At 68.5% G+C, this 23,617-nt stretch carries 24 protein-coding genes; 16 read left to right on the forward strand and 8 right to left on the reverse strand.

What is annotated here, in order from left to right; all coding sequences use genetic code 11:
* Window positions 1-12 precede the first annotated feature (12 nt).
* The gene (locus ACNUDN_RS06350) at window positions 13-867 is read right to left on the reverse strand and encodes a dienelactone hydrolase family protein (RefSeq protein WP_419121162.1); all 855 of its coding nucleotides are present in this window, start codon (window positions 865-867) and stop codon (window positions 13-15) included.
* A 56-nt stretch (window positions 868-923) separates the two neighbouring features.
* Here ACNUDN_RS06350 and glmS point away from each other — a divergent pair, with 56 nt between their 5' ends.
* The 12 genes from glmS to ACNUDN_RS06410 all read left to right on the forward strand — a co-directional run bounded on the left by glmS (window position 924) and on the right by ACNUDN_RS06410 (window position 12,634).
* Window positions 924-2,789, forward strand: coding sequence for a glutamine--fructose-6-phosphate transaminase (isomerizing) (gene glmS / locus ACNUDN_RS06355; RefSeq protein WP_419121163.1), 1,866 nt, complete (start codon window positions 924-926; stop codon window positions 2,787-2,789).
* A complete protein-coding gene (locus ACNUDN_RS06360; RefSeq protein WP_419121164.1) occupies window positions 2,789-3,679 on the forward strand; it encodes an alpha/beta fold hydrolase in 891 nt (296 codons plus the stop codon). Before glmS ends, ACNUDN_RS06360 begins: the two co-directional genes overlap by 1 nt.
* A 273-nt stretch (window positions 3,680-3,952) precedes the next feature.
* Complete coding sequence (locus tag ACNUDN_RS06365) at window positions 3,953-4,321, forward strand: STAS domain-containing protein (RefSeq protein WP_419121165.1); 369 nt, start codon at window positions 3,953-3,955, stop codon at window positions 4,319-4,321.
* Window positions 4,322-4,398: 77 nt separating this feature from the next.
* On the forward strand, window positions 4,399-5,811 hold the full coding sequence (locus tag ACNUDN_RS06370; protein ID WP_419121166.1) for an NAD(P)H-hydrate dehydratase: 1,413 nt from the start codon (window positions 4,399-4,401) through the stop codon (window positions 5,809-5,811).
* Window positions 5,812-5,821: 10 nt separating this feature from the next.
* Entirely contained in the window at window positions 5,822-7,198 is a 1,377-nt protein-coding gene (gene gad / locus ACNUDN_RS06375) for a glutamate decarboxylase (protein ID WP_419121167.1), read from the forward strand.
* Between the two features lie 133 nt (window positions 7,199-7,331).
* Window positions 7,332-8,540, forward strand: a complete 1,209-nt coding sequence (alr, locus tag ACNUDN_RS06380) for an alanine racemase (protein WP_419121168.1) — start codon at window positions 7,332-7,334, stop codon at window positions 8,538-8,540.
* Window positions 8,537-9,625: an alpha/beta fold hydrolase gene (locus tag ACNUDN_RS06385; RefSeq protein WP_419121169.1), complete on the forward strand. Its 1,089-nt coding sequence runs from the start codon at window positions 8,537-8,539 to the stop codon at window positions 9,623-9,625. Before alr ends, ACNUDN_RS06385 begins: the two co-directional genes overlap by 4 nt.
* Entirely contained in the window at window positions 9,618-10,097 is a 480-nt protein-coding gene (gene tsaE, locus ACNUDN_RS06390; protein ID WP_419121170.1) for a tRNA (adenosine(37)-N6)-threonylcarbamoyltransferase complex ATPase subunit type 1 TsaE, read from the forward strand. Before ACNUDN_RS06385 ends, tsaE begins: the two co-directional genes overlap by 8 nt.
* On the forward strand, window positions 10,094-10,726 hold the full coding sequence (tsaB, locus tag ACNUDN_RS06395) for a tRNA (adenosine(37)-N6)-threonylcarbamoyltransferase complex dimerization subunit type 1 TsaB (RefSeq protein ID WP_419121171.1): 633 nt from the start codon (window positions 10,094-10,096) through the stop codon (window positions 10,724-10,726). The genes tsaE and tsaB overlap by 4 nt, the downstream gene beginning before the upstream one ends.
* Window positions 10,723-11,175: a ribosomal protein S18-alanine N-acetyltransferase gene (rimI, locus tag ACNUDN_RS06400; protein WP_419121172.1), complete on the forward strand. Its 453-nt coding sequence runs from the start codon at window positions 10,723-10,725 to the stop codon at window positions 11,173-11,175. Before tsaB ends, rimI begins: the two co-directional genes overlap by 4 nt.
* Window positions 11,172-12,194 (forward strand): tRNA (adenosine(37)-N6)-threonylcarbamoyltransferase complex transferase subunit TsaD, encoded by a 1,023-nt coding sequence (gene tsaD, locus ACNUDN_RS06405; protein WP_419121173.1) that lies wholly within the window; start codon window positions 11,172-11,174, stop codon window positions 12,192-12,194. The genes rimI and tsaD overlap by 4 nt, the downstream gene beginning before the upstream one ends.
* The gene (locus ACNUDN_RS06410) at window positions 12,191-12,634 is read left to right on the forward strand and encodes a nuclear transport factor 2 family protein (protein ID WP_419121174.1); all 444 of its coding nucleotides are present in this window, start codon (window positions 12,191-12,193) and stop codon (window positions 12,632-12,634) included. The genes tsaD and ACNUDN_RS06410 overlap by 4 nt, the downstream gene beginning before the upstream one ends.
* Before the next feature lie 4 nt (window positions 12,635-12,638).
* On the opposite strand, the gene ACNUDN_RS06415 is transcribed toward ACNUDN_RS06410, so the two are convergent.
* The 6 genes from ACNUDN_RS06415 to ACNUDN_RS06440 are packed head-to-tail and all read right to left on the reverse strand — an operon-like array spanning window position 12,639 to window position 18,357.
* Window positions 12,639-12,980: a cation:proton antiporter gene (locus ACNUDN_RS06415; RefSeq protein WP_419121175.1), complete on the reverse strand. Its 342-nt coding sequence runs from the start codon at window positions 12,978-12,980 to the stop codon at window positions 12,639-12,641.
* Complete coding sequence (locus tag ACNUDN_RS06420; RefSeq protein ID WP_419121176.1) at window positions 12,977-13,234, reverse strand: MrpF/PhaF family protein; 258 nt, start codon at window positions 13,232-13,234, stop codon at window positions 12,977-12,979. Before ACNUDN_RS06420 ends, ACNUDN_RS06415 begins: the two co-directional genes overlap by 4 nt.
* Window positions 13,231-13,602 (reverse strand): Na+/H+ antiporter subunit E, encoded by a 372-nt coding sequence (locus ACNUDN_RS06425; RefSeq protein WP_419121177.1) that lies wholly within the window; start codon window positions 13,600-13,602, stop codon window positions 13,231-13,233. The genes ACNUDN_RS06420 and ACNUDN_RS06425 overlap by 4 nt, the downstream gene beginning before the upstream one ends.
* Window positions 13,599-15,128 (reverse strand): monovalent cation/H+ antiporter subunit D family protein, encoded by a 1,530-nt coding sequence (locus tag ACNUDN_RS06430; protein WP_419121178.1) that lies wholly within the window; start codon window positions 15,126-15,128, stop codon window positions 13,599-13,601. Before ACNUDN_RS06430 ends, ACNUDN_RS06425 begins: the two co-directional genes overlap by 4 nt.
* The gene (locus ACNUDN_RS06435) at window positions 15,125-15,568 is read right to left on the reverse strand and encodes a cation:proton antiporter subunit C (RefSeq protein ID WP_419121179.1); all 444 of its coding nucleotides are present in this window, start codon (window positions 15,566-15,568) and stop codon (window positions 15,125-15,127) included. Before ACNUDN_RS06435 ends, ACNUDN_RS06430 begins: the two co-directional genes overlap by 4 nt.
* Window positions 15,565-18,357 carry a DUF4040 family protein gene (locus ACNUDN_RS06440; RefSeq protein WP_419121180.1) on the reverse strand — a complete coding sequence of 931 codons (2,793 nt, stop codon included), beginning with the start codon at window positions 18,355-18,357 and terminating at the stop codon, window positions 15,565-15,567. Before ACNUDN_RS06440 ends, ACNUDN_RS06435 begins: the two co-directional genes overlap by 4 nt.
* A gap of 491 nt (window positions 18,358-18,848) precedes the next feature.
* Here ACNUDN_RS06440 and groES point away from each other — a divergent pair, with 491 nt between their 5' ends.
* The 3 genes from groES to ACNUDN_RS06455 all read left to right on the forward strand — a co-directional run bounded on the left by groES (window position 18,849) and on the right by ACNUDN_RS06455 (window position 21,540).
* A complete protein-coding gene (groES, locus tag ACNUDN_RS06445; protein ID WP_003929249.1) occupies window positions 18,849-19,151 on the forward strand; it encodes a co-chaperone GroES in 303 nt (100 codons plus the stop codon).
* Between the two features lie 86 nt (window positions 19,152-19,237).
* Window positions 19,238-20,863 (forward strand): chaperonin GroEL, encoded by a 1,626-nt coding sequence (groL, locus tag ACNUDN_RS06450; RefSeq protein WP_419121181.1) that lies wholly within the window; start codon window positions 19,238-19,240, stop codon window positions 20,861-20,863.
* 308 nt (window positions 20,864-21,171) lie between these two features.
* Entirely contained in the window at window positions 21,172-21,540 is a 369-nt protein-coding gene (locus tag ACNUDN_RS06455; protein ID WP_419125033.1) for an Rv1352/Rv1906c domain-containing protein, read from the forward strand.
* On the opposite strand, the gene ACNUDN_RS06460 is transcribed toward ACNUDN_RS06455, so the two are convergent.
* Window positions 21,533-22,057 carry a nuclear transport factor 2 family protein gene (locus ACNUDN_RS06460; protein WP_419121182.1) on the reverse strand — a complete coding sequence of 175 codons (525 nt, stop codon included), beginning with the start codon at window positions 22,055-22,057 and terminating at the stop codon, window positions 21,533-21,535. The genes ACNUDN_RS06455 and ACNUDN_RS06460 overlap by 8 nt on opposite strands.
* 297 nt (window positions 22,058-22,354) lie before the next feature.
* Here ACNUDN_RS06460 and ACNUDN_RS06465 point away from each other — a divergent pair, with 297 nt between their 5' ends.
* A complete protein-coding gene (locus tag ACNUDN_RS06465) occupies window positions 22,355-23,416 on the forward strand; it encodes a 3-deoxy-7-phosphoheptulonate synthase (protein ID WP_419121183.1) in 1,062 nt (353 codons plus the stop codon).
* The last annotated feature ends 201 nt before the right edge of the window (window positions 23,417-23,617 follow it).

The following is a 23,617-nucleotide window of genomic DNA, read 5'->3' on the forward strand; positions in this document are numbered from 1 at the left end:
CGGGCCCCGCGGTCAGGGCTTCAGCAGCGCGACGATCTTGTTCTCCAGGTCCACCGGGTCGTCGGCGAACGGATCCAGCACCGCCGCCTTGGGCAACTCGGTCTCGGCGCCGGAGAAGTCCCGATAGGTCTTGTCACCCGCCAGCAGGTGCAGGAAATATCCGGTCATCAGCGCTCGGACGATCTTCTGCGTGCTCCGGTCGGCGCCCGGCAGGCCCACCACCGGTGCCAGCCGACGTCCCTCGACGAGCCCACCCGATTTGGTCTTGGAGGTGGCCCGCAGCGTCGCCGGCTTCCATGCCCGCGCCAGCTCCACCGCATTGGAACGCAAGGTCATCGGGTCACCCGGGTCGGTGAGGATCAGGCCGGGCACGGTCAGCCCCGACGCGGGTTCCTCGGCTGCCGGACTGGAGATCGTCGGATACGCCGCGACCACGGCTTTCGGCCGTTTCGGTCCGCCGCTCATGCCGGCCGCGGCGAACACCGCAGCCGAGGCGCCGAATCCGTGTCCCGCCAGACCCAGTTTGTCGGGATGGACACTGATGTCTCCCGGTCCCAACCGCACCCCGGTGACGATGTCGAGCGTGGTGCCCAGGTCATAGGCCAGGTTGAGCACCGAGGGCGCCAGCCCGGTCTCGGTGTTGGGCGCGGCGGCGACGATGCCCCACGACGCCAGATGCTCCAGGGTCGCCCGGTAACGATCTGCGGATGTGATCCAATCGTGAGCGAACGCCACCGCGGGCAGATTCTTGCCCGTAGCAGGGGTGTACACGACGCCCGGCTGCCCGGCAAAGGCCAGGTCACCGCGCAGAACGCGATGCGGTCCGCGTCGGGTCAACGCGGCAAAGAGCTTCTTCGTGCCGGCCACCAGATGACCGTATCCCAACCCGGTTCGGGCCGTGTTCTGCCGTACCCTGGTTGGCTATGTGTGGAATCGTCGGCTATGTCGGGCAGCGGCCTGCCTGCGACATCGTCGTCGACGCGCTTCGCCGCATGGAGTACCGGGGGTACGACTCGGCCGGTGTTGCGCTGCTCGACGGAAACGGTGGGCTCACCGTCCGCCGTAAGGCGGGGCGGCTGGCCAACCTGGAGACCGCTCTCGCCGACAACGGTGCCGACACCTTGGGCGGTGCGACCGGGCTCGGCCATACCCGGTGGGCGACCCACGGCCGCCCCACCGACCGCAACGCCCATCCCCACCGCGACACCGCAGGCAAGGTCGCGGTCGTGCACAACGGGATCATCGAGAACTTCGCCGCGCTGCGCTCGGAGTTGGAGACCGCCGGGGTGGAGTTCGCCAGCGACACCGACACCGAGGTGGCCGTGCATATGGTCGCCCGTGAGTACACGCACGGCGAAACCGCGGGCGATTTCCCGGCCTCGGTGCTGGCGGTGCTGAGGCGGCTGGAAGGACACTTCACGCTGGTGTTCGCCCACGCCGACGATCCGGGCACGATCGTGGCGGCACGTCGGTCGACGCCGCTGGTCCTCGGTGTCGGCGACGGGGAGATGTTCGTCGGTTCGGATGTGGCGGCGTTCATCGAGCACACCCGCGACGCGGTCGAGCTCGGGCAGGATCAGGCCGTGGTGGTCACCGCCGACGGCTACCGGGTGACCGACTTCCACGGGGCCGACACCCAGGACTACCGCACCTTCCACATCGACTGGGACACCTCAGCTGCCGAGAAGGGCGGCTACGAGTACTTCATGCTCAAGGAGATCGCCGAGCAGCCCGCCGCGGTGTCGGACACGCTGCTGGGGCATTTCGCCGACAACCGGATCGTGCTCGACGAGCAACGGCTCTCCGATCAGGAACTGCGGGACGTCGACAAGGTGTTCGTGGTCGCCTGCGGCACCGCCTACCATTCCGGGCTGCTGGCCAAGTACGCGATCGAACACTGGACCCGGCTGCCCGTGGAGGTCGAGCTGGCCAGCGAATTCCGCTACCGGGACCCGGTGTTGGACAGCCACACCCTGGTGGTGGCGATCTCCCAGTCCGGTGAGACCGCCGACACCCTGGAAGCCGTGCGCCACGCCAAAGAGCAGAAGGCCAAGGTGCTGGCCATCTGCAACACCAACGGCAGCCAGATCCCGCGCGAATGCGACGCGGTGCTCTACACGCGCGCCGGGCCGGAGATCGGTGTCGCGTCGACCAAGACGTTCCTGGCTCAGATCGCAGCGAATTACCTTGTCGGACTTGCACTTGCGCAGGCCCGCGGTACCAAATACCCCGACGAGGTGGCGCGCGAATACCACGACCTGGAGGCCATGCCGGAGCTGATCTCGCGGGTGCTGGCCACCTCCGAACCGGTGGTGCAGCTGGCCAAGCGGTTCGCGTCGTCGCAGACGGTGTTGTTCCTGGGCCGCCACGTCGGCTACCCGGTGGCACTTGAGGGTGCGCTCAAGCTCAAGGAGCTGGCGTACATGCACGCCGAGGGTTTCGCCGCCGGGGAACTCAAACACGGCCCGATCGCGCTGATCGAGGACGACCTGCCCGTGATCGTGGTCATGCCGTCCCCGAAGAACGCGGCGATGCTGCACTCCAAGCTGCTGTCGAACATCCGGGAGATCCAGGCCCGCGGTGCCGTCACCATCGTGATCGCCGAGGAAGGCGACGACACGGTGCGCCCGTACGCCGACCACCTGATCGAGATACCGGCGGTGTCAACGCTTTTCCAGCCGCTGCTGTCGACGATTCCGATGCAGCTGTTCTCGGCGGGGGTGGCCCAGGCGCGCGGTTACGACGTCGACAAGCCGCGCAACCTGGCGAAGTCGGTCACCGTCGAGTAGTGCCTGGCGGCCGGGTCGGACATTTCCGCGACGCCGCGGCACAGGCGCGCTACGCCGCGGCGTACCGCGACGCGCTGGCCCGGTTGCCGCAGCCCGATGAGACCTACGACGTGCCGACCGGTTTCGGGACGGTTCGGGTCTACCGCTTCGCCGGGCCGCCCGGACGGCCGGTGGTGCTGGCGCCGGGCCGCAACGCCGCCGCGCCCATGTGGGGTCCCAATGTGCCCGGTCTGATCGCCCGGCGCACGGTGTACGCCCTCGACCTGATCGGTGAGCCCGGAATGTCGGTGCAGCACAAGCCGATCGCGGGCTCCGGGGATCAAGCCCAGTGGTTCGGTGAGATGCTCGCCGCCCTCGGGTTGGACCGCGCGCATCTGATGGGCGCCTCGTTCGGTGGTTGGACGGTCACCAACTACGCGGTGCGCCGTCCGGGCGCGGCGGCCTCGCTGACGCTGCTCGATCCCGTGCTGACCTTCGCGCCGATCCCGTTGACGACGATGCTGATGGTGGCCCCGATGGCGTCGCCGCACGTGCCCGCAGGCTACAGGGCGTGGGTGCTGGGTCGGCTTTCCGGTGGGGCCGCCGTCGACGAGTCCGATCCGGTGACCGCGCTGATCACTTCCGGCAGCCGTGAGTACGTGTTGCGTCAGCCGCTGCCGGCCCGCTTCACCGACACGCAGCTGCGCGCGCTCGACATCCCGGTGCTGGCGGTCCTGGCCGGGCGCAGCGTGATCCACGATGCCGCCCGCGCGGCCGCCACCGCCCGGCGGCTGCTGCCGCGCGGGACCGTCGAACTCTGGGGCGATGCGTCCCACGCCCTCACCGGTGAGTTCGTCGAGCGGATCGCCGACCGGACGCACCGTTTCTGGGGTGACGCGTTTCTGGGGTGACGCGTTTCTGGGGTGACGGACAACTGACCTCACACCGTGACCAGCGCGTTTGGTGATCAATGTGCCGGCTTGGCAAACTTTTCGGCAGTCATTGATAACGGCGACGACGCCGAGGCCGATAAACCAGGTAATGAACCGTTGTGCAGCAACGGTCGCCACAGCCGTCTGAAGTTCGTCCGTCGGCGTGGCCGTGCACGTGTGGACTCCAGCAGAGCGGCCCGCGTCATCGCGCGTAAGGGCCTGCGCTGCCTATCACTAGCCGGGGGACGGCATATGAATTCGACTGGACACACGCGTGGCAGATTCACGGTCACGCCCCGCCGCAATGGTGAGGTTTTGGTGCTGCATGTCTGTGGAGACCTGGACGTGCTCACCGCGCCCACCCTGGAGACGCATCTCGACGTCGCGCTGGCGGATTCGCCGGACGTGCTGATCGTGGACATCACCGACGTCGGGTTTCTGTCCTCCGCGGGTATCAGCGTGCTGGTCGGGACCCATGCGTTGACCCAGCGCGCGAACATCTCGCTGCGCGTGGTCGCCGAGGGGCCCGCGACCAGCAGGCCGATCCGGATGATGTCGATCGACAGCATCATCGACCTGTACCCCACGGTGGCCGAGGCGGTACGCGGCCGACCGGGCTGACGACCTGAACGCCGGATCCCGGTGCACCGGCCCGATCGGCGTCACATCGGCGTGACACCCCACGTACCGTTGTGCGCATGCGGTACTACTACAGCGCCGACGAGATCCGCGATGCCGAAGCCCCACTGCTGGCCGCGCTGCCCGAGGGCGGGTTGATGCGCCGGGCCGCGTTCGGTCTGGCCACCGCGATCGCCCGGGAGCTCGGAACGGTCAGCGGTAGGCAAGTCTGCGCTGTAGTGGGATCGGGTGACAACGGCGGAGATGCGTTGTGGGCCGCGACATTTCTGCGCCGCCGCGGTGCGGGCGCCTCGGCGGTACTGCTCAATCCGCCACGGGCTCATCAGAAAGCGTTGGCGGCCTTTCGGCGGTCCGGCGGTCGCATCGTCGAAAATGTGCCGCGCGGAACAGATCTGGTGATCGACGGGGTGGTGGGAATCTCCGGTTCCGGCCCGTTGCGGCCCGGAGCCGCCGACGTGTTCGACGCCGTCGCATCGGCCGGGATTCCGGTGGTGTCGGTGGATCTGCCCAGCGGTGTCGACGTGCAGACCGGGACCTGCGACGGGGCGCACGTGTCACCGACGCTGACCGTGACGTTCGGCGGCCTCAAACCCGTCCACGCCCTCGGTGACTGTGGCCGCGTGGAACTCGTCGACATCGGCCTGGACCTCGGGCCCACCGGACTGGCCGCTGTGGACGCCGCCGACGTGGCTGCGAGCTGGCCGGTCCCGGGGCCGCACGATGACAAGTACACCCAGGGAGTGACCGGGGTGATGGCTGGTTCGGGTACCTATCCGGGCGCGGCAATCCTGTGCACCGGCGCCGCGGTGGCCGCCACCTCGGGGATGGTCCGCTATGCGGGAACCGCTGCTGCGGAGGTGGTTTCGCACTGGCCCGAGGTGATCGCCACGTCGAGCCATGCGACCGCGGGACGGGTGCAGGCGTGGGCGGTGGGGCCGGGGCTGGGTACCGACGAAACCGCCGCGGCGGCATTGGTCTTCGCGCTGGAATCCGACCTGCCCGTCATCGTCGACGCCGACGGGCTCACCATCCTGTCGGCCCACCCGAACCTCGTCGCGAACCGGACCGCTGCCACGGTGTTGACCCCGCACGCCGGTGAGTTCGCCAGGCTGGCCGGGACGCCCCCGGGGGAGGACCGCGTCGGCGCCACCCGCAGGCTCGCCGACCGGCTGGGGGTCACGGTGCTGCTCAAAGGCAACGTCACCGTCGTTGCCGACGCCGGCGGACCCGTGTACCTCAATGAGGCGGGCAACGCGTGGGCCGCCACCGCGGGATCGGGCGATGTACTCTCCGGTGTCATCGGCGCTCTGCTCGCCGCCGGTCTGCCCGCCGGTGAGGCCGCGGCCGCTGCGGCGTTCGTGCATTCCCGGGCCGCCGACCTGTCGGCCCGCGATCCCGGGCCGGCGGCGGCCCCGACGTCGGCGTCGCGCATCCTGGCCCATCTGCGGACGGCATTGGCCTCCATCCTCTAGAAAGGACCTCATGCCCAACGTCTCGCGTCACTCGTCGCTGACCCCGGCCTACACCGGGCGCCTGTCCACCTCACCCATCCCGGCGCTGCGGCTGCCCGACGAATCGATGGAACCGGAGCTGACCTACCGGTACATCCACGACGAGCTGATGCTCGACGGCAGTTCCCGGTTGAATCTGGCGACTTTCGTCACCACCTGGATGGATCCCGAGGCCGGCGAGCTGATGTCGGAGACGTTCGACAAGAACATGATCGACAAGGACGAGTATCCGGTCACCGCGGCGATCGAGCAGCGCTGCGTGTGCATGGTCGCCGATCTGTTCCACGCCGAGGATCTGCGTGACGACGACCCGTCCACGGCGATCGGGGTGTCGACCGTGGGTTCCAGCGAGGCGGTGATGCTGGCGGGTCTGGCGATGAAATGGCGCTGGCGCGAGCGCGTCGGTGACGGCTGGAAGGGGCGTACCCCGAACCTGGTGATGGGTTCCAACGTGCAGGTGGTGTGGGAGAAGTTCTGCCGGTACTTCGACGTCGAGGCGCGCTACCTGCCGATGGCGGACGGTCGCTATGTCATCACCCCCGAACAGGTCGTCGACGCGGTCGACGAGGACACCATCGGCGTGGTGGCGATCCTGGGCACCACCTACACCGGAGAGCTGGAGCCGGTCGGCGACATCTGCGCCGCGCTCGACGCCCTGGCCCGGGACAAGGGTGTGGACATCCCGGTGCACGTCGACGCGGCCAGCGGGGGCTTCGTGGTGCCGTTCCTGCACCCCGACGTGGTGTGGGACTTCCGGCTTCCGCGGGTGGTGTCGATCAACGTCAGTGGCCACAAATACGGCCTGACCTATCCCGGGATCGGGTTCGTGGTGTGGCGCAACAAGGAGCATCTGCCCGAGGAACTGGTGTTCCGGGTGAACTATCTCGGCGGGGACATGCCGACCTTCACACTGAACTTCTCGCGGCCCGGCAACCAGGTGGTGGGCCAGTACTACAACTTCCTGCGGCTGGGCCGGGAGGGCTACACCTCGGTGATGAAGTGCTTGTCCGAGACCGCGCAGTGGCTGTCCCACGAACTGAACGCGCTGTCGGTCTTCGAGGTGATTTCCGACGGTTCGGCGATCCCGGTGGTGGCGTTCAAGCTGGTGGACGGCGTCAAGTACACCGTGTTCGACATCTCGTCGCTGCTGCGCAGCTACGGGTGGCAGGTGCCCGCGTACACGATGCCCGACGACGCCTCCGACGTCGCGGTGCTGCGCATCGTGGTGCGCGAGGGCTTCTCGGCCAACCTGGCCCGCGCACTGCGCGACGACCTGATCGAAGTGCTGGGCAAGCTCGACAAGGTCGGCATCGGCGGCTTCGCCGACGAGGAGCACTTCGCCCACTGACCGGGCCGGTGAAGCTCACCCGTCGCCGCAACCGCGGCGCCGTCTGCGCCGCCCCGGGGGTCGGGCCCGCCGAGGTGCCTCACCTGTTACGCGGCCGGGCGGATGACTCTGGGACAATCGGCGTTGGTGACCCATGACCTTGAATCCGACTGCCAGTTCCGCATCGCCGAAGCCGCCCACATCTGACCGGTCGGCCGTGCCGCAGATCGTCGTCGACCTCGACGCCATCGCCCATAACGTGGCTGTCCTGCGCGAACACGCGGGTTCGGCCGCGGTGATGGCGGTGGTCAAGGCCGACGGATACGGTCACGGCGCCGCCGAGGTGGCGCGCGCTGCACTGGCCGCGGGCGCGGCCGAGATCGGTGTCGCGACCCTCGGCGAGGCACTGGCGCTGCGCCGCGACGGCATCACCGCCCGGGTGCTGGCCTGGCTGCACCCGCCCGGCACCGATTTCGCGCCGGCGCTGTCGGCCGGCATCGACCTGGCGGTGTCGTCGGAGCGTCAACTGGCCGACCTGCTCGACGCGGTCACCCGCACCGGGGTGACCGCGGATGTCACGGTCAAGGTCGACACCGGGCTGAACCGCAACGGGGTCAGCCCCGCCGACTATCCGGCCGTGGTGGACGCGCTGTGGCGGGCCGTGAGCGACGGTGCGGTACGGGTGCGGGGTTTGATGTCGCATCTGGCGCACGGGGACACCCCCGAGCACCCCTTCAACGAGGTGCAGGCCCGTCGGCTCACCGATATGGCCGCCGCCGCCCGGGCGCGCGGTGTCCGCTACGAGGTCGTGCACCTGAGCAATTCGCCCGCGACGTTGACCCGCCCCGACCTCGCGTTCGACATGGTGCGGCCGGGCATCGCGGTCTACGGGCAGACCCCGATCCCCGAGCGCGGCGGATTCGGTCTGCGGCCGGCCATGACGGTGAGCTGCCCGGTGGCGATGGTTCGTCCGGTACAGGCCGGCGACGCGGTGTCCTACGGACACACCTGGACGGCACCGACTGACACCACGCTGGCGCTGGTGCCCGTCGGATACGCCGACGGCGTGTTCCGCAGCCTGAGTAACCGCTTCGAGGTGTCGATCAACGGCCGCCGGTATCCGAACGTCGGGCGGGTCTGTATGGACCAGTTCGTGGTGGATCTGGGGCCGGGACCGGTGGACGTCCGGGAAGGGGACCGCGCCATCCTGTTCGGTCCCGGCACCGATGGGGAACCGACCGCCCAGGACTGGGCGGAGATGCTCGGCACCATCAACTACGAGGTGGTGACGAGCCCGCGGGGCCGGATGGTGCGGACCTACCTCGCACCCGAGCGCCACCCCGGTGGGGGCGGTGCGCGATGAGCCAGCGCGCAGGCTGGCTGGCCGGCGCGGCCGGTGTGGCCGCGGTCGGTTCTGCCGCCGGGGTGTCGGTGGCGCAGTCCCTGCGTCGGCGCGTCACCGAGGACGACCCGCACCGCGACGAGGACTTCGAGTTGCTCGACGCAGACCGGGGCTGTGTGGTGACCACGCCCGACGGCGTCCCGCTCACGGTGCGCGAGGTCGGGCCCGTCGACGCGCCGCTGACGGTGGTGTTCGCGCACGGTTTCTGCCTGCGGATGGGGTCGTTCCACTTCCAGCGCGCCCGGCTCAGCGAGCAGTGGGGCGACCAGGTCCGAATGGTCTTCTACGATCAGCGCGGTCACGGTCTGTCGGGGACGGCGCCGCCGGAGACCTACACCGTCGAGCAGCTGGGTCAGGACCTGGAGAGCGTGCTCGCGGTGATGGTCCCCCGGGGGCCGGTGGTGTTGGTGGGCCACTCGATGGGCGGGATGACCGTGCTCTCCCATGCCCGTCAGTATCCGCAACGCTATCCCAGCAGGATCATCGGTGTGGCATTGATATCCTCGGCCGCCGAAGGGGTTTCGCGATCACCGCTGGGTGAGATCCTGAAGAACCCGGCGCTGGAGGCGGTGCGCTTCGCCGCGCGGTATGCGCCCAAGATCTTCCACCGCGGCCGCGGTGCCGCACGCTCGGTGATCGGTCCGATCCTGCGGGCCGCGTCCTACGGCGACGAGAAGATCAGCCCCAGCGTGGTGGCGTTCTCCGAGCGGATGATGCACGACACCGCGATCACCACCCTGGTGGAGTTCCTGCACGCCCTGGAAGTCCACGATGAAACCGCGGCGTATGAGACCCTCGACAGGGTGCACACGCTGGTGGCGTGCGGTGACCGCGACCTGCTGACGCCGATGGAGTACTCACGCGACATGGCCGAGGCGCTGGCCAAGTCCGAACTCGTGATCGTCGGCGGGGCAGGGCATCTCGTCCAGTTGGAACGTCCTGAGGTGATCAACGACGCGCTGGTGCGGTTGGTGGTACGCGCCACCCCGTCGAAGCTGGTGGCGCTCACCCGGCGGATGAAGGAGCGGGTGCGGTCGCATGGATGAACGCTCGGGCAGACCGGAATCGGGGAGTGCGGAACTGCTCGGCGCCGACGACACCGTCGCGCTGGGCGCCACGCTGGCTCGCGGACTGCGGGCCGGCGACGTGGTCGTGCTGTCGGGTCCGCTCGGTGCGGGAAAGACGGTGCTGGCCAAAGGGATCGCCCAAGCGCTCGACGTCGAGGGCCCGGTGGTGTCGCCGACGTTCGTGCTCGCCCGGGTGCATCGGGCCCGCCGCGCAGGATCCCCGGCCATGGTGCATGTGGACCTGTACCGGCTGCTCGATCAGTCCTCGGTGGATCTGCTCGCCGAGTTGGACTCGCTGGACCTCGACACCGATCTCGACGACGCCGTGGTCGTGGTCGAGTGGGGCGAAGGGCTGGCCGAACGGCTGTCCGACAGCCATCTCGACATCAGGCTGGAACGCGCACCCGACACCGACGCGCGCACCGCGATCTGGCAGTGGAGCAGACCATGAGCAGACTGGTGCTGGCCATCGACACCGCGACACCGGCGGTGACGGCCGGTGTGGTGCACGTCGACGGTGACTCCATCGACGTGCTGGCCGAACAGGTGACATTCGACGCCAGGGCGCATGCCGAACGGTTGACGCCGAACATCGTCGATGCCCTCGGGGCCGCCGGAATTCCGGTGGATCGACTCGACGCGGTCGCGGTGGGCTGCGGTCCGGGTCCGTTCACCGGTCTTCGGGTCGGGATGGCGACGGCGGCGGCGTTCGGTCATGCGTTGGGGGTGCCGGTGCGCGGGGTGTGCAGTCTCGACGCGATCGCGGTGGGTACCGCCGGGGAGGTGCTGGTGGTCACCGATGCCCGCCGGCGCGAGGTGTACTGGGCGCGCTACCGCGACGGCGTGCGGGTCGACGGGCCCGCGGTGAACTCGGTCGCCGACGTGCCCGCCGGCGCCGCCGCCGTGGCCGGGTCACCCGAACATGCCGCGCTGTTCGAGCTGCCGAGGCTGGCTCCGGAGTATCCCAGCGCGGCGGGAATCGTTGCGGTGGTGAACGATTGGTCGACCGAACCTGAGCCGCTGGTACCGCTGTACCTGCGTCGGCCGGACGCCAAGCCGTCATCGGCGGCCGCACGGTGAACGTCGAGTACGGCCCGCTGGCTGCCGGCGATGCGGGGCGCTGCGCAGAGTTGGAGGCCCAGCTGTTCGACGGCGACGATCCGTGGCCCGAGAGTGCGTTCCTGGCCGAGTTGGCGGCCAAGCACACCCACTACGTCGCGGCGCGGGTCGAGGACAAGGTGGTGGGGTACGCCGGTATCGCCCGGCTGGGCCGGATCAGACCCTACGAGTACGAGATCCACACCGTGGGCGTCGATCCCGCCTACCAGGGGCACGGCATCGGCAGGGCGATGCTGACCCGGCTGATCGAACATGCCGGCGACGCGCCGATCTTCCTGGAGGTGCGGACCGACAATGCGGCCGCGATCGCCCTCTACGAGAGCGAAGGTTTCGTCACGGTCGGGGTGCGCAAGCGGTACTACCGGGTCAGTGGTGCGGATGCCTACACGATGAAACGGGAACGGCGATGATCATCCTGGCGATCGAGAGTTCGTGCGATGAGACCGGTGTCGGCGTCGCCGAGCTCGGTGCGGACGGGACGGTGACACTGCGGGCCGATGAGGTGGCCTCCAGTGTGGACGAGCACGCCCGCTTCGGTGGCGTGGTGCCCGAGATCGCCTCGCGCGCACATCTGGAGGCGCTGGGGCCGACGATGCGCCGGGCGCTGGCGGCGGCGGGGGTGACCAAGCCCGATGTCGTGGCCGCCACCATCGGGCCGGGGCTGGCGGGCGCGCTGTTGGTGGGGGTGGCGGCGGCCAAGGCGTACGCCGCGGCATGGCAGGTGCCGTTCTACGCGGTCAACCACCTCGGGGGGCATCTGGCCGCCGACGTCTTCGATCACGGCCCGCTCCCCGAATGCATCGGCTTGCTGGTGTCGGGTGGGCACACGAACCTGCTGCATGTGCGTTCCCTGGGGGAGCCCATCGTGGAGTTGGGCGCCACCGTCGACGACGCCGCCGGTGAGGCGTACGACAAGATCGCCCGGCTGCTGGGGCTGGGGTATCCGGGCGGCAGGGTGCTCGACGAGCTTGCCCGCGAGGGTGACTCGGCGGCGATCACGTTCCCGCGGGGGATGACGGGACCGCGTGACGATCCGTACGCGTTCAGCTTCTCCGGACTCAAGACCGCGGTGGCGCGGTACGTGGAGAGCCACCCCGAGGCGTCGCAGGCCGACATCGCCGCCGGATTCCAGGAGGCCGTCGCCGACGTCCTGACCGCCAAGGCGGTGCGGGCCGCCCACGACCTCGGAGTGTCCACGCTGTTGATCGCCGGCGGGGTGGCGGCCAACTCGAGGTTGCGGGAACTGGCCGAACAGCGTTGCGCCGCAGCGGGAATGACGTTGCGGGTGCCGCGGCCGCGGTTGTGCACCGACAACGGGGCGATGATCGCGTCGTTCGCGGCGCATCTGATCGCCGCGGGGGCGCAGCCGTCGCCGCTGGATGCGGCCAGTGATCCGGGGCTGCCGGTGGTGCGGGGGCAGGTGGCATGAGCGGGCAATTCGGCGACAAGCTGGCGATCATCGAGCTGCTGTACCGCTACGCCGAGCTGATCGACGCCGGGGACTTCGACGGCGTCGGTGAACTCCTCGGGCGCGGCCACTTCATGAAAGTGGCCGGTGCCGAGGCGATCGCGAAGCTGTTCGCCGCCACCACGCGACGGTTCCCCGAGCACGGCAACACCCCGCGCACCCGGCACCTGGTCCTCAACCCGGTCGTCGAGATCGACGGGGACACCGCGGCCGCGCGGTCGACGTTCTGCGTCGTCCAGCGCACCGACACCGTCACCCTGCAACCCATCGTGGTCGGGCGTTATGCCGACACGTTCGCCCGCGACGACCGCAACTGGTATTTCACCGGCCGCACCGTCGAGGTGGAGATGGTCGGCGATGTGTCCGATCATCTGCTGATGGATCCCAGCCGATTCGCGTAGCGGCTCACCCGTCGTCTTCGGCGGGCTGGGTCAGCTCGTCGAAACGCAGGTTCAGTACCGGCGTGTGCGACAGGTATGCCGAGCGGGCGATGGCCATGCTGCCGACCGCGGAGGTGGTGAGCTGGACAGCGACGATCACCAGGACCTTGACCAGGTCCGCGAAGTTGGGTTGATGCAGCAGGGCACCGCCGACCACCAGGACGATGCCGATACCTCCGGCGGTGCCGACCGCCGAGATGCGCGTGTAGGCGTCCGGGAACCGGACGAGTCCGAGTGCGGCGGTGGCGAAGACCAGCGCACCGAGCACGATGGTGATGTTGCCGATCGTGGCGGCGACCCCGTTCATCGCTTACCCCGGGTCAGCGCGCGTGCCAACGAAAGCGCACCGAGGAATCCGACGAGGGCGGCTACGACCAGGATGTCGAACGTGTAGGGGCTGGACATCCGAACCCCGACCAGTGCGATGAGCCCGACGATCCCGAAGAGCAGCAGATCGCCGGCGACCACCCGGTCGGCCTCGGTGGGTCCGGCAAGCATGCGATAGGTGGACGCCAGACATGCGCAGCCGACGATGAGGATGCCGATCTCGATTGCGGTCATCGGGGTTCTCCTTCCCGCCGCAGGGCTTTGAGCATGTGCGTCTCCATGTCGGCCAGGTCGGCCCGCACCATATCGGGGGTGTCGGTGTACATGCTGTGCACGAACAGCACGCGGATGTGCCGGCCGTCGACCCAAACCTCTTCGGTGCCCATGGTCAACGTTCCCGGTGTCAGCGTGATGATCGCGGCCAGCGTGGTGATCTCGGTGTCAGTCCGGCAGCGGGTGGCAAAGCGTGTGATGCCGGGTACGGAGTCCTGCCCCGGGGTGAGGTTGTCACGCAGCACCGCCACATTGGCGACGACGACTTCTTTGGCGAACCATGCGAGGAAGGCGAGCATGCGCCACGGCCAGGTGAGCCAGGAGATCACGAGTTGCGCACCGCCTCGAGATAGCTCGTCGGATCCAACAGGCCGAGCGCGGCTGTCTGGGACAGAGACAACAACAGCTCGGCTCCCAACCCGAGGGCCAGTGTCACGATCGCCAGCACGACTGCCGGAGCGGCCAGTGCGGCACCGATCTTCGGCCGTTCGGCGGTGCGTACTGCGGTCGGTGACCCGTCGGCGGGCTGTGCGCGGTTCGCGTCACCCCCGGCGGTGTCGCCGCCCCAGAACATCCCGGACCAGATCTTGAGCATGGACAGCAGCGAGAGCAGGCTGACCACGATCATCAGGGCGGCGGCGATGATCTGTCCGGCGTCGAGAGAGGCCGCGACCAGCGCGTACTTGGCCACGAAGCCGGAGAACGGTGGTAGTCCGGCCAGTGACAGCGCGCCGATGAAGAAGACGGCGGCGATCACCGGCTCCCGTTTGGCCAGGCCGCCCAGCACCCCGAGGTGGCCTGTGCCGTAACGGACTTCGATCGCCCCGGTGGACAGGAAAAGCGATGCCTTGACGATCATGTGGTGGATCAGATAGAAAATGCCGGCCGCCAGTCCGGCCTCGGTGAACAACGCGACGCCGAGCAGGATGTAGCCGATTCCGCTGACCATGTTGAACGCCAGGATGGAGCGGGTGGTGTTCTCCCCGACCGCGCCGAGCACCCCGATGACCATGGTGACGCAGAACAGCGTCACGCCGATCCACAGGAAGCGGGCGTCACCGTCGAAGATCACCGCGTAGATCCGGTAGATCGCATAGATGGCGACCTTGGTGTGCAGGCCGGAGAACAGTGCGGTGACCGCCGGTGACGTCGCCGGGTATGCGCGGGCCAGCCATCCGTGCACCGGCACCACGGCGGCTTTGATGCCCAGCGCGAACAGACACACGGCGAGCGAGATCGCCAGCGTGTCGTCGTGGCGGGCCAGTCCGGCCAGTTCGGCGATGTTCACGGTGCCGACGGTGCCGTAGACGAATGCCACACCGGTGAGGAACACCGTGGAGGCCAACAGGTTGATCGACACGTACAGCCGCGCCCCGGCAACCTGGCGCAGCGGGGCCTTGGCCGGCGCCGACAGCACGAACAACCCGTACGAGGGCAGCAACATGACCTCGATGAAGACGAACAGGTTGAACAGGTCGACGGTCAGCAGCGCCCCGTTCACGCCCGCGATCAGGACCAGCACCAGCGGTGCGAAGTACCGGGACGAGGCCCGGTCCGACGCCATCGCGAACGCCACACAGGTCACCGTGAGCAGGCCCGTCACCGTCAGCATCAACGCGGTGAAAAGGTCTGCGGCGAAGGGGATCGCGATACCGAACGGCCACTTGCCGACCCCGTGCGCGATGGCGCCACCCTGGGCCAGCTGCACCGTCAGCGCCCCACCGGCGACCATCGACGCCGACGACACGGTCAACAGGACGGCGGCATGGATTCTGGGGCGCTCGCTGATCATGACCAGCGTCCCGGCCGCGAACATGGGGATGCCGACGAGCAGCGGCAGGAGCATGGAGTTCATCGAGCACTCTCCGGATCGTTGGCAGCACTCGTCGCGTCATTGGTGTGGTGCTCGGGGGCCGGGTCCCCGGCGCCGGCCTCGGAACCTGCGCTGTCCGGATCGCGGCTGCCGTCGGGGTCGTCGGTGCAGTCCGCGTCGTCGGTGCCGTCATGGTCGTGATGGCCGGTCACCGCCAGCACGAGCATGAACACCGTGATGGAGAAGGCGATGACGATCGCGGTCAGGACGAAAGCCTGCGGCAGCGGATCGGCGATCGTCGCCGTGTCTTCAGGTGTGCCGAAAGGCTCGCCGCGGCGGGACGTGCCGCCGGCCGCCATCAGCGCCAGATTCGCGGCGTGACTGAGCAGGATGAATCCGAGGATCACCCGCAGCATCTCGCGCTGCACGAACAGATAGACCGCGCCGGCGACCAGGATCCCGACGGTCAGTGCCACGGTCATCGCGACCTCGTTTCGTCGCGCTGGTCACGGTCTCGGCTGCGCGGCGTGCGGACGGCCTCGTGTCCGACCTGATGCTGGCGGCCCAACAGATTGAACGCCGCCAGCACGATCCCGATCACCGCGAGGTAGACGCCGACGTCGAAAACCAGCGCGGTCGTCAGGTGGATCCCGAACACATCGGCGTGCAGCGGTTTGAGGAACGAACCGGCGAAATACCCCAGGAAGCCGGTGCCGGTTCCGACCACGATGCCGGCGCCGATCAACACCAGATGGGGCCAGCGCAGGCGAGCGGCGGTGTCCGACGGTGCCGCCAGGTACAGCAGCGCGAAAGCGGCACCCCCGACCAGTGCCGAGATGAATCCGCCACCGGGCTCCTGATGGCCACGCAACAACAGCAGCAGCGACAACACCGCGACAGCGGGTATGACCACCCTGGTCACGGTCTGGACGAACACCGAGTTGTCCGCGGCGCCGAGGATCGGCGAATTCGGCACCAGGTGCGCAGACTTCACCGGGGCGGGCCGGCGCGAGTACAGCAGAGCCGCCATCGAGACGCCGGCGATGCCCAGGACGGTGAGTTCGCCCAAGGTGTCCAGCGCGCGGAAATCGACCAGGATGGTGTTGACGATGTTGGCCCCGCCGGTGGTTTGCTCGCCTTCGCTCAGGTAGTAGGTCGCCGCCGCGGACATCTCTCGGCGACCGGTCAGCGCCCACACCCCGAGGCCGGCCGCCGTGCCGGCTCCCACGGCGAGCGCGATGGCAGGCAGTCGCCGACCCATGCGTTCGCGGGAGAACCGCAGCGGTAGCCGGCGCAGGAGCAGCACCATCACGCAGACGGTCAGGATCTCCACCAGCAGCTGGGTCAGGGCCACGTCAGCGGCGCCGAGCACGAAGAACCACAGCGTCATCGCGAACCCGACCACCCCGGTCACGACGATCGCCGCGATCCGGGACTCCGCGCGCACGGCGGCGATCACCCCCGCCACCACCAGTGCCAGCAGCAGCCAGTCCAGCTGCCGGCTCGGTTGGCCGACGATTGCGGGCAGCCCGCCGCCCATGGTCACCGCGGCCAGGCCGGCGACGCCGATGAGGCACACCGTCGGAACCGTCAAGTGTCGGCGAGGACTCGTTCCCGGAGTCCAGCTGCCGACCACCGCGCCCGCTCGGATCAGACCCGCGCGCAGCCCGTCGACCACGTTCAGGCCGGAGATCGGCGCCCGGACAGGCGCCAGGAGTTGATCCACCCGACGTCGGGCCAGGATCAGGGCGACGCCCAATCCGATCACCGTCGCCGAGATGGCCAGCGGGAGGTTGAACCCGTGCCACAGTTCCAGATATGCCGGCACCGCCGTGCCCGCCGACGCCGATGCCGACGCCGAGATCAACGCGTCCAGGGTGAACGGCGCGACACCGAACACCAACCCGGCCGCGGCGCACAGGGCGGGTGTGGCCCAGAACGCCGGTCCCGGATCGGAAACCGTGGTGCCCGATCGCCCGGTGAAGGCGCCCAGCACGATCCGGCCGGAGTAGGCGAACGTGAGCACCGCGGTGGCGGCCACCGCGGCGGTGCCCGCCACGGCGATCCAGTCCGGACCGGGCGCGTCGACGAACGCGGCGAACATCGACTCCTTGCTCACGAAGCCGAGCAGCAGCGGCACCCCGGCCATCGACGCGCTGGCCAGGACGATGGCAGTCGCGGTGGCCGGCATCTTCAGGCGAAGCTCGGCGAGCCTGCGGATATCGCGGGTGCCTGCCTGGTGGTCGATCACCCCGACCAGCATGAACAGCGCCGACTTGAACAGCGCGTGGGCGGTGGTGTGCACCACCGCGGCGGTCAGCGCCGTGGCGGTGCCCAGCCCGATCGTCGCCACCAGCAAACCCAGCTGGCTCATGGTGGAGTAGGCGAGTAGCTCCTTGAGATCGTTGCGGCGCAGCGCGGCGAGTGCCCCCATCAGCGCGGTGATCAGACCGCCGACAACCAGCAGTGCCATCCAGATCGTCACCCCGGCCAGCGCCGGCGAGAACCGCAGGAGCAGGTAGATGCCGGCCTTGACCATCGCCGCGGCATGCAGGTACGCCGACACCGGGGTGATGGCCACCATGGAGTCGGGAAGCCAGGCCTGAAACGGGAATTGCGCCGATTTGGTGAAGGCCGCGCCTGCCAGCAGCAGCGCAACCCAGAACGCGAACGTACCGTCACGTTCCCAGATCGGATCGACGAGAACCTCGCTGATCCGGGTGGTGCCGGTGCCCACCGCCATCACCACCACCGCCGCCAACAGGCTCAGCCCGCCCGCCGCCGTCACCAGCAGGGTCCGGATCGCAGGCTCGCGCGCCGACGGCCCCGAGCGGGCGATGAGGAAGAACGAGCACAAGGTGGTGGCTTCCCACGCGACGAACAGCACCACCAGGTCGTCGGCCAGCACCAACAACAACATCGCGGCGGCGAAGGCGGTCATCCACACATACAGCGAGCCGTGTCGACCGCCGGTCGAGAGATAGCGGGAGCAGTAGGCCAGGACGGCGGCGCCGATGACCAATACCAGCAGCGAAAACAGCAGCGACAGGCCGTCCAGTCGCAGGGCGAGATCGACACCCAGGGTGGGGAACCAGGGCACCTGCTGTGTCACCGACCCCGTTGGTGACTCCTCGGCGACCAGGACGACGAGTGCCGCGGCGATCAGCAGCGGCAGCGCAAGCACCCAGCCGGCGTTGCGGCCGAGCAGCCGGGTCGACGGTGACGCGGCAGCGCACACCACGAGAACCGTCGACATCAATACGAACAGCAACGACCCACCCTTGATCGGAACAGTCTTGAAACCACCATCAACCGCGCACAGGTCATCCGCGCCACGCGTCAGATGAGGGCAGATCGATGCTTACCCGAGTGCGATTGCCGGTGGCGTACCGGCGAGCTGTGCACCCCAGGTGGAGATGTATCCGTTGGTGCCAGGGTGCGGTGACAGCCGCGCAGGTTGATACGCCGTACACCAACTCCGGCACCTGGACAGCATGGGTGGGAGTATACAAAAGTGCCGGTCCGCAGGCCGGTCGGCGGATGGGCGGGCGCCGGTGTGCAGGTGATGGGGGTGGCGGCCTGGGGTTCGCTGCCGGCATAACACAGACACCTCGACCTTGAGTGCTAGCACTCTCGTGTATAGAGTGCTAGGCGGCAGTCGGTTCAACCCTTGTGTCGACACCCGCGACGACGGCGCGAGGGCGGACAACGGCCGCCGAGTAAGCAACACCCACATCAACATCAGAGTGAAGGGGCTCCATCGTGGCGAGCGTGAACATCAAGCCACTCGAGGACAAGATCCTCGTTCAGGCCAACGAGGCCGAGACCACGACCGCTTCCGGTCTGGTCATCCCCGACACCGCCAAGGAGAAGCCGCAAGAAGGCACCGTCGTCGCAGTTGGCCCCGGCCGCTGGGATGAGGATGGCGAGAAGCGGATTCCTCTGGACGTGTCGGAGGGCGACGTGGTCATCTACAGCAAGTACGGCGGCACCGAGATCAAGTACAACGGCGAGGAGTACCTGATCCTGTCGGCCCGCGACGTGCTGGCCGTCGTCTCCAAGTAAGAACCCGTGACTCCGCCCCGGACGTTCCCGCATGCTGGTGATGTCCGGGGCGGTGCGCGTTTACCCGTCCCTAGGGAAAGACATTCATGAGTAAGCAGATTGAGTTCAACGAAACCGCGCGTCGCGCCATGGAGGTCGGCGTCGACAAGCTCGCCGATGCGGTCAAGGTGACGCTCGGCCCGCGTGGTCGCCACGTGGTGCTCGCCAAGTCCTGGGGCGGGCCCACCGTCACCAACGATGGCGTGACGATCGCGCGGGACATCGACCTGGAGGATCCGTTCGAGAACCTGGGCGCCCAGCTGGTGAAGTCGGTGGCCACCAAGACCAACGACGTCGCCGGTGACGGCACCACGACCGCCACCGTGCTGGCCCAGGCGCTGGTCAAGGCCGGCCTGCGCAACGTCGCGGCCGGCGCCAACCCGATCGCGCTCGGTGTTGGCATCTCCAAGGCCGCCGACGCCGTGTCCGAGGCGCTGCTGGCAGCCGCCACCCCGGTCAAGGACGCCAAGGCCATCGGCCAGGTCGCGACCGTCTCGTCGCGCGACGAACTGGTCGGCGAACTGGTCGGCGAGGCCATGACCAAGGTCGGCAACGACGGTGTCGTGACGGTCGAGGAGTCCTCGACGCTGAACACCGAACTGGAGATCACCGAGGGTGTGGGCTTCGACAAGGGCTTCTTGTCGGCCTACTTCGTCACCGATTTCGATTCGCAGGAAGCGGTGCTCGAGGACGCGCTGGTGCTGCTGCACCGCGAGAAGATCAGCTCGCTGCCCGACCTGCTTCCGCTGCTGGAGAAGGTCGCCGAGGCGGGTAAGCCGCTGCTGATCATCGCCGAAGATGTTGAAGGCGAGGCGCTTTCGACTCTCGTGGTCAACGCGATCCGTAAGACGCTCAAAGCTGTGGCGGTCAAGGCGCCGTTCTTCGGGGACCGCCGCAAGGCGTTCCTGGACGATCTCGCGGTCGTCACCGGCGGCCAGGTGGTCAACCCCGACGTGGGGCTGATGCTGCGTGAGGTCGGCCTGGATGTGCTGGGCACGGCACGCCGCGTGGTCGTCGACAAGGACAGCACGGTGATCGTCGACGGTGGCGGCACCCAGGACGCCATCGACGCGCGTAAGGCGCAGTTGCGTTCCGAGATCGAGGCTTCCGATTCGGACTGGGATCGCGAAAAGCTCGAGGAGCGGCTGGCCAAACTGTCCGGTGGGGTCGCCGTGATCAAGGTCGGTGCGGCCACCGAGACGGATCTGAAGAAGCGCAAGGAAGCCGTCGAGGATGCGGTCGCGGCCGCCAAGGCCGCCGTCGAGGAGGGCATCGTCGTCGGTGGCGGTGCCGCGCTGGTGCAGGCCGGCAGCGCCCTGGACAAGCTGCGTTCGCAGCTCTCCGGTGACGAACTGGTCGGGCTTGAGGTCTTTGCCTCGGCCCTGTCCTCGCCGCTGTACTGGATCGCCACCAACGCCGGCCTCGACGGTGCGGTCGTGGTCAACAAGGTCGCCGAACTGCCCGCGGGTCAAGGCTTCAACGCTGCGACCCTGGAGTACGGCGACCTGATCGCCGACGGCGTCATCGATCCGGTGAAGGTCACCCGGTCGGCGGTCGTGAACGCCGCGTCGGTGGCCCGGATGGTGCTCACCACCGAGACCGCGATTGTCGAGAAGCCGGCCGAGCCGGAAGACGACGGCCACGGCCACGGCCACGGGCATCACCACCACTGATCCGTCGAGCACTGACCCGTCGAGTCGAAACACCCCCGGTCCCTGGGCCGGGGGTGTTTTCGTCTCTCGGGTATCAGCCCGCCGCACTGCCCGAGCTGAGGCGGGCGTGCTACGCGCCGGGCAGGCGGTGTTGATCAACGGCGGTCGGCGGTTACGCGGTGCAACTCGCCGCGCACGCCGGTCCGGTCGTCACCGCGATGGCGCGACCGGACGACGACGAGCTGATCCCGGTTCTGAAATCCGGGCGTACCGGCTCGGCGCGAGGCATACGCTGCCGGTGGGAACGGTGAACGGGTGTCGTGATGGAACTGCCCCTGAAGCGCATGCGTCCCGCCGCGGCCGGGTTCGTCGTCGCGGCGGCGACGGTGGCGTGCGTACCCCCGGCCGCCGCGCAGCCGATGGACCCGATCCCGGGGAACGGGTTCTTTCTCGTCGGTACCGACATCGCGCCGGGTCTGTACCGGACGGCCGGATCCGGTTCGACGTGGGGCATCTGGATCAACGATGTGCCGACACAGGACTCGATGTGCCTGTGGTTCACCTACAGCACACCGGATGCGAACAAGGACCACGTCGTCTCGACGAACATCTCCATGGGGCCGATGTATGCGAACATCAACTCCACGGTGCAGGCGTTCGAGTCGCGCAACTGTCAGCCCTGGGCGAGGGTCACCTGAGCGGCACGCGGTGCAGCAGAGCGTCGAGTGCGACGAAATCGAGGTAGGCGACGACGTGGGTGACGCGGTCGTCGGCCATCGTCATCACCCAGTTGTACTCGTTGACGTAGGGCTGGCCGTCCAGTGCGGTCGCGGTGCCCCGCCACCGCGCGACCACCCGGCCCCCGTCGGCGACCATTTCGTGCACCTCCGCGTCGATCTGCCCGGTCAGGCGGTCGACGACCGGCTGGGCGCCGCTGTCCAGGAAATGCTGTCGACCGGTGTACGTCGCCGGTGTGTCGGCCCTGGCCACCGTCCAGGTCACCTCGTCGGCGAGGATCGCATAGAACGTGTCAGGCGCGCCGACCCCGGTCGCGAATGCCTCCCGCACCACCTGGGCGTTGCGCGATTCACCGCCGGGCGACGGTTCGGCGTGGGCGCTGCCGGCGCCCGCGGCGATGAGGCTGCTGCCCGCCACGATGGCGGCGGTGCCCAGTAGCGTCGCGGGGATTGTGGTGGTCCATCGGGTCGAGGTCATACCTGCGATGGTGGTCGCCCGTGGGCGGCGCAGACAGGGTGCGGTTCTCCCTGGTAGGACCGGTATGCCGGGTCCGAATTTGCCAGACCGGGGTCACCGGGTACCCTAGGCCGCGTGAACATCGGTGTGCGTGCCGGCTATTGGCGCTTTATGCAGGCTCCGGGCGGAGCCGATAACGCGCAGCGCTAAGCACGCATCCACCCGGAGCCCAGGCAGTGACCACACGGTTGCTGCCTTTCGTCATTCAAGGGCGCCGGAAGTTTCGATGCAGGTGCCCGTACCAGGAAGGCACCCGACATGAATTCATCCCAGACCGTCGCGGCACCGGCGACCGCGGACCGGCGGATCCGACGATTCAGTGAGATCCCCAGCCCGCAACAGGTGCTCACCGAATTTCCGCTCGGTGCCCGGCGTGCGGAGCGGGTGGCCCGCGACCGCGACGAGATCGCCGCCATCCTCGCCGGTCGCGACGACCGCCTCCTCGTGGTCGTCGGACCGTGTTCGGTGCACGATCCGTCCGCGGCGCTGGAGTACGCGGCCCGGCTGGCCAAGGTCGCCGAGGACCTCGATGATCGGCTCAAGATCGTCATGCGCGTCTACTTCGAGAAGCCGCGAACCACGACCGGCTGGAAGGGCCTGATCAACGACCCCGGCATGGATGGTTCCTTCGACGTCGCCCGCGGGCTGCGCGTTGCCCGGCAACTGTTGCTCGATGTCATCGACGTCGGACTGCCGGTCGGCTGTGAGTTCCTGGAGCCCACCAGCCCGCAGTACATCGCCGACGCGGTGGCCTGGGGCGCGATCGGCGCCCGTACCACCGAATCTCAGGTACACCGTCAACTTGCCTCGGGTCTTTCGATGCCGGTCGGATTCAAAAACGGTACCGACGGGAACATTCAGGTCGCTGTCGACGGTGTGAAAGCCGCTGCAGCCCAACATGTTTTCTTTGGGATGGACGACCTCGGACGCGGTGCGCTGGTCAGTACGGAGGGCAACGAGGACTGTCACGTGATCCTGCGCGGGGGCACCGGTGGACCCAACTACGGGGCGGATTCGGTGCGTGCGACCGAGGTGATGCTCGCTGCGGCCGGGCTACCCGCCCGTGTGGTGATCGATTGCAGCCATGCCAATTCCGGCAAGGACCACGTGCGTCAGGCCGGGGTCGCCGCCGAGGTGGCGCAGCTCGTTCGCGACGGCCTACCGGTCAGCGGGGTGATGCTGGAGAGTTTCCTCGTCGCAGGGGCGCAGGCGCCCGAAGCCCGGCCGCTCACCTACGGGCAGTCCGTTACGGACAAGTGCATGGACTGGGAGACAACAGATCTGGTGCTGCGTGAGCTTGCGCGCGGCCGGACCGTGTGAAGGTCGGCGGCTGGGCGCCGGACCGCCGATAGGGCGAAGCCGGATTGGGGGAGAAAGTCCGTGGTGGGCGCGGCACCCGCACAGTAGGTTTGCCGCATGAGCCCGGTATCTCGGATGGTGACGCTGGTGGTCGCGGGGGTGGCCGCGCTGGGGATGCTGACGGGGTGTGCCGCGTCGTCGGGACCCGTCAGCGAGTCGCCG

The organism is Mycobacterium sp. smrl_JER01, assembly GCF_048513595.2.
Lineage (GTDB): Bacteria > Actinomycetota > Actinomycetes > Mycobacteriales > Mycobacteriaceae > Mycobacterium.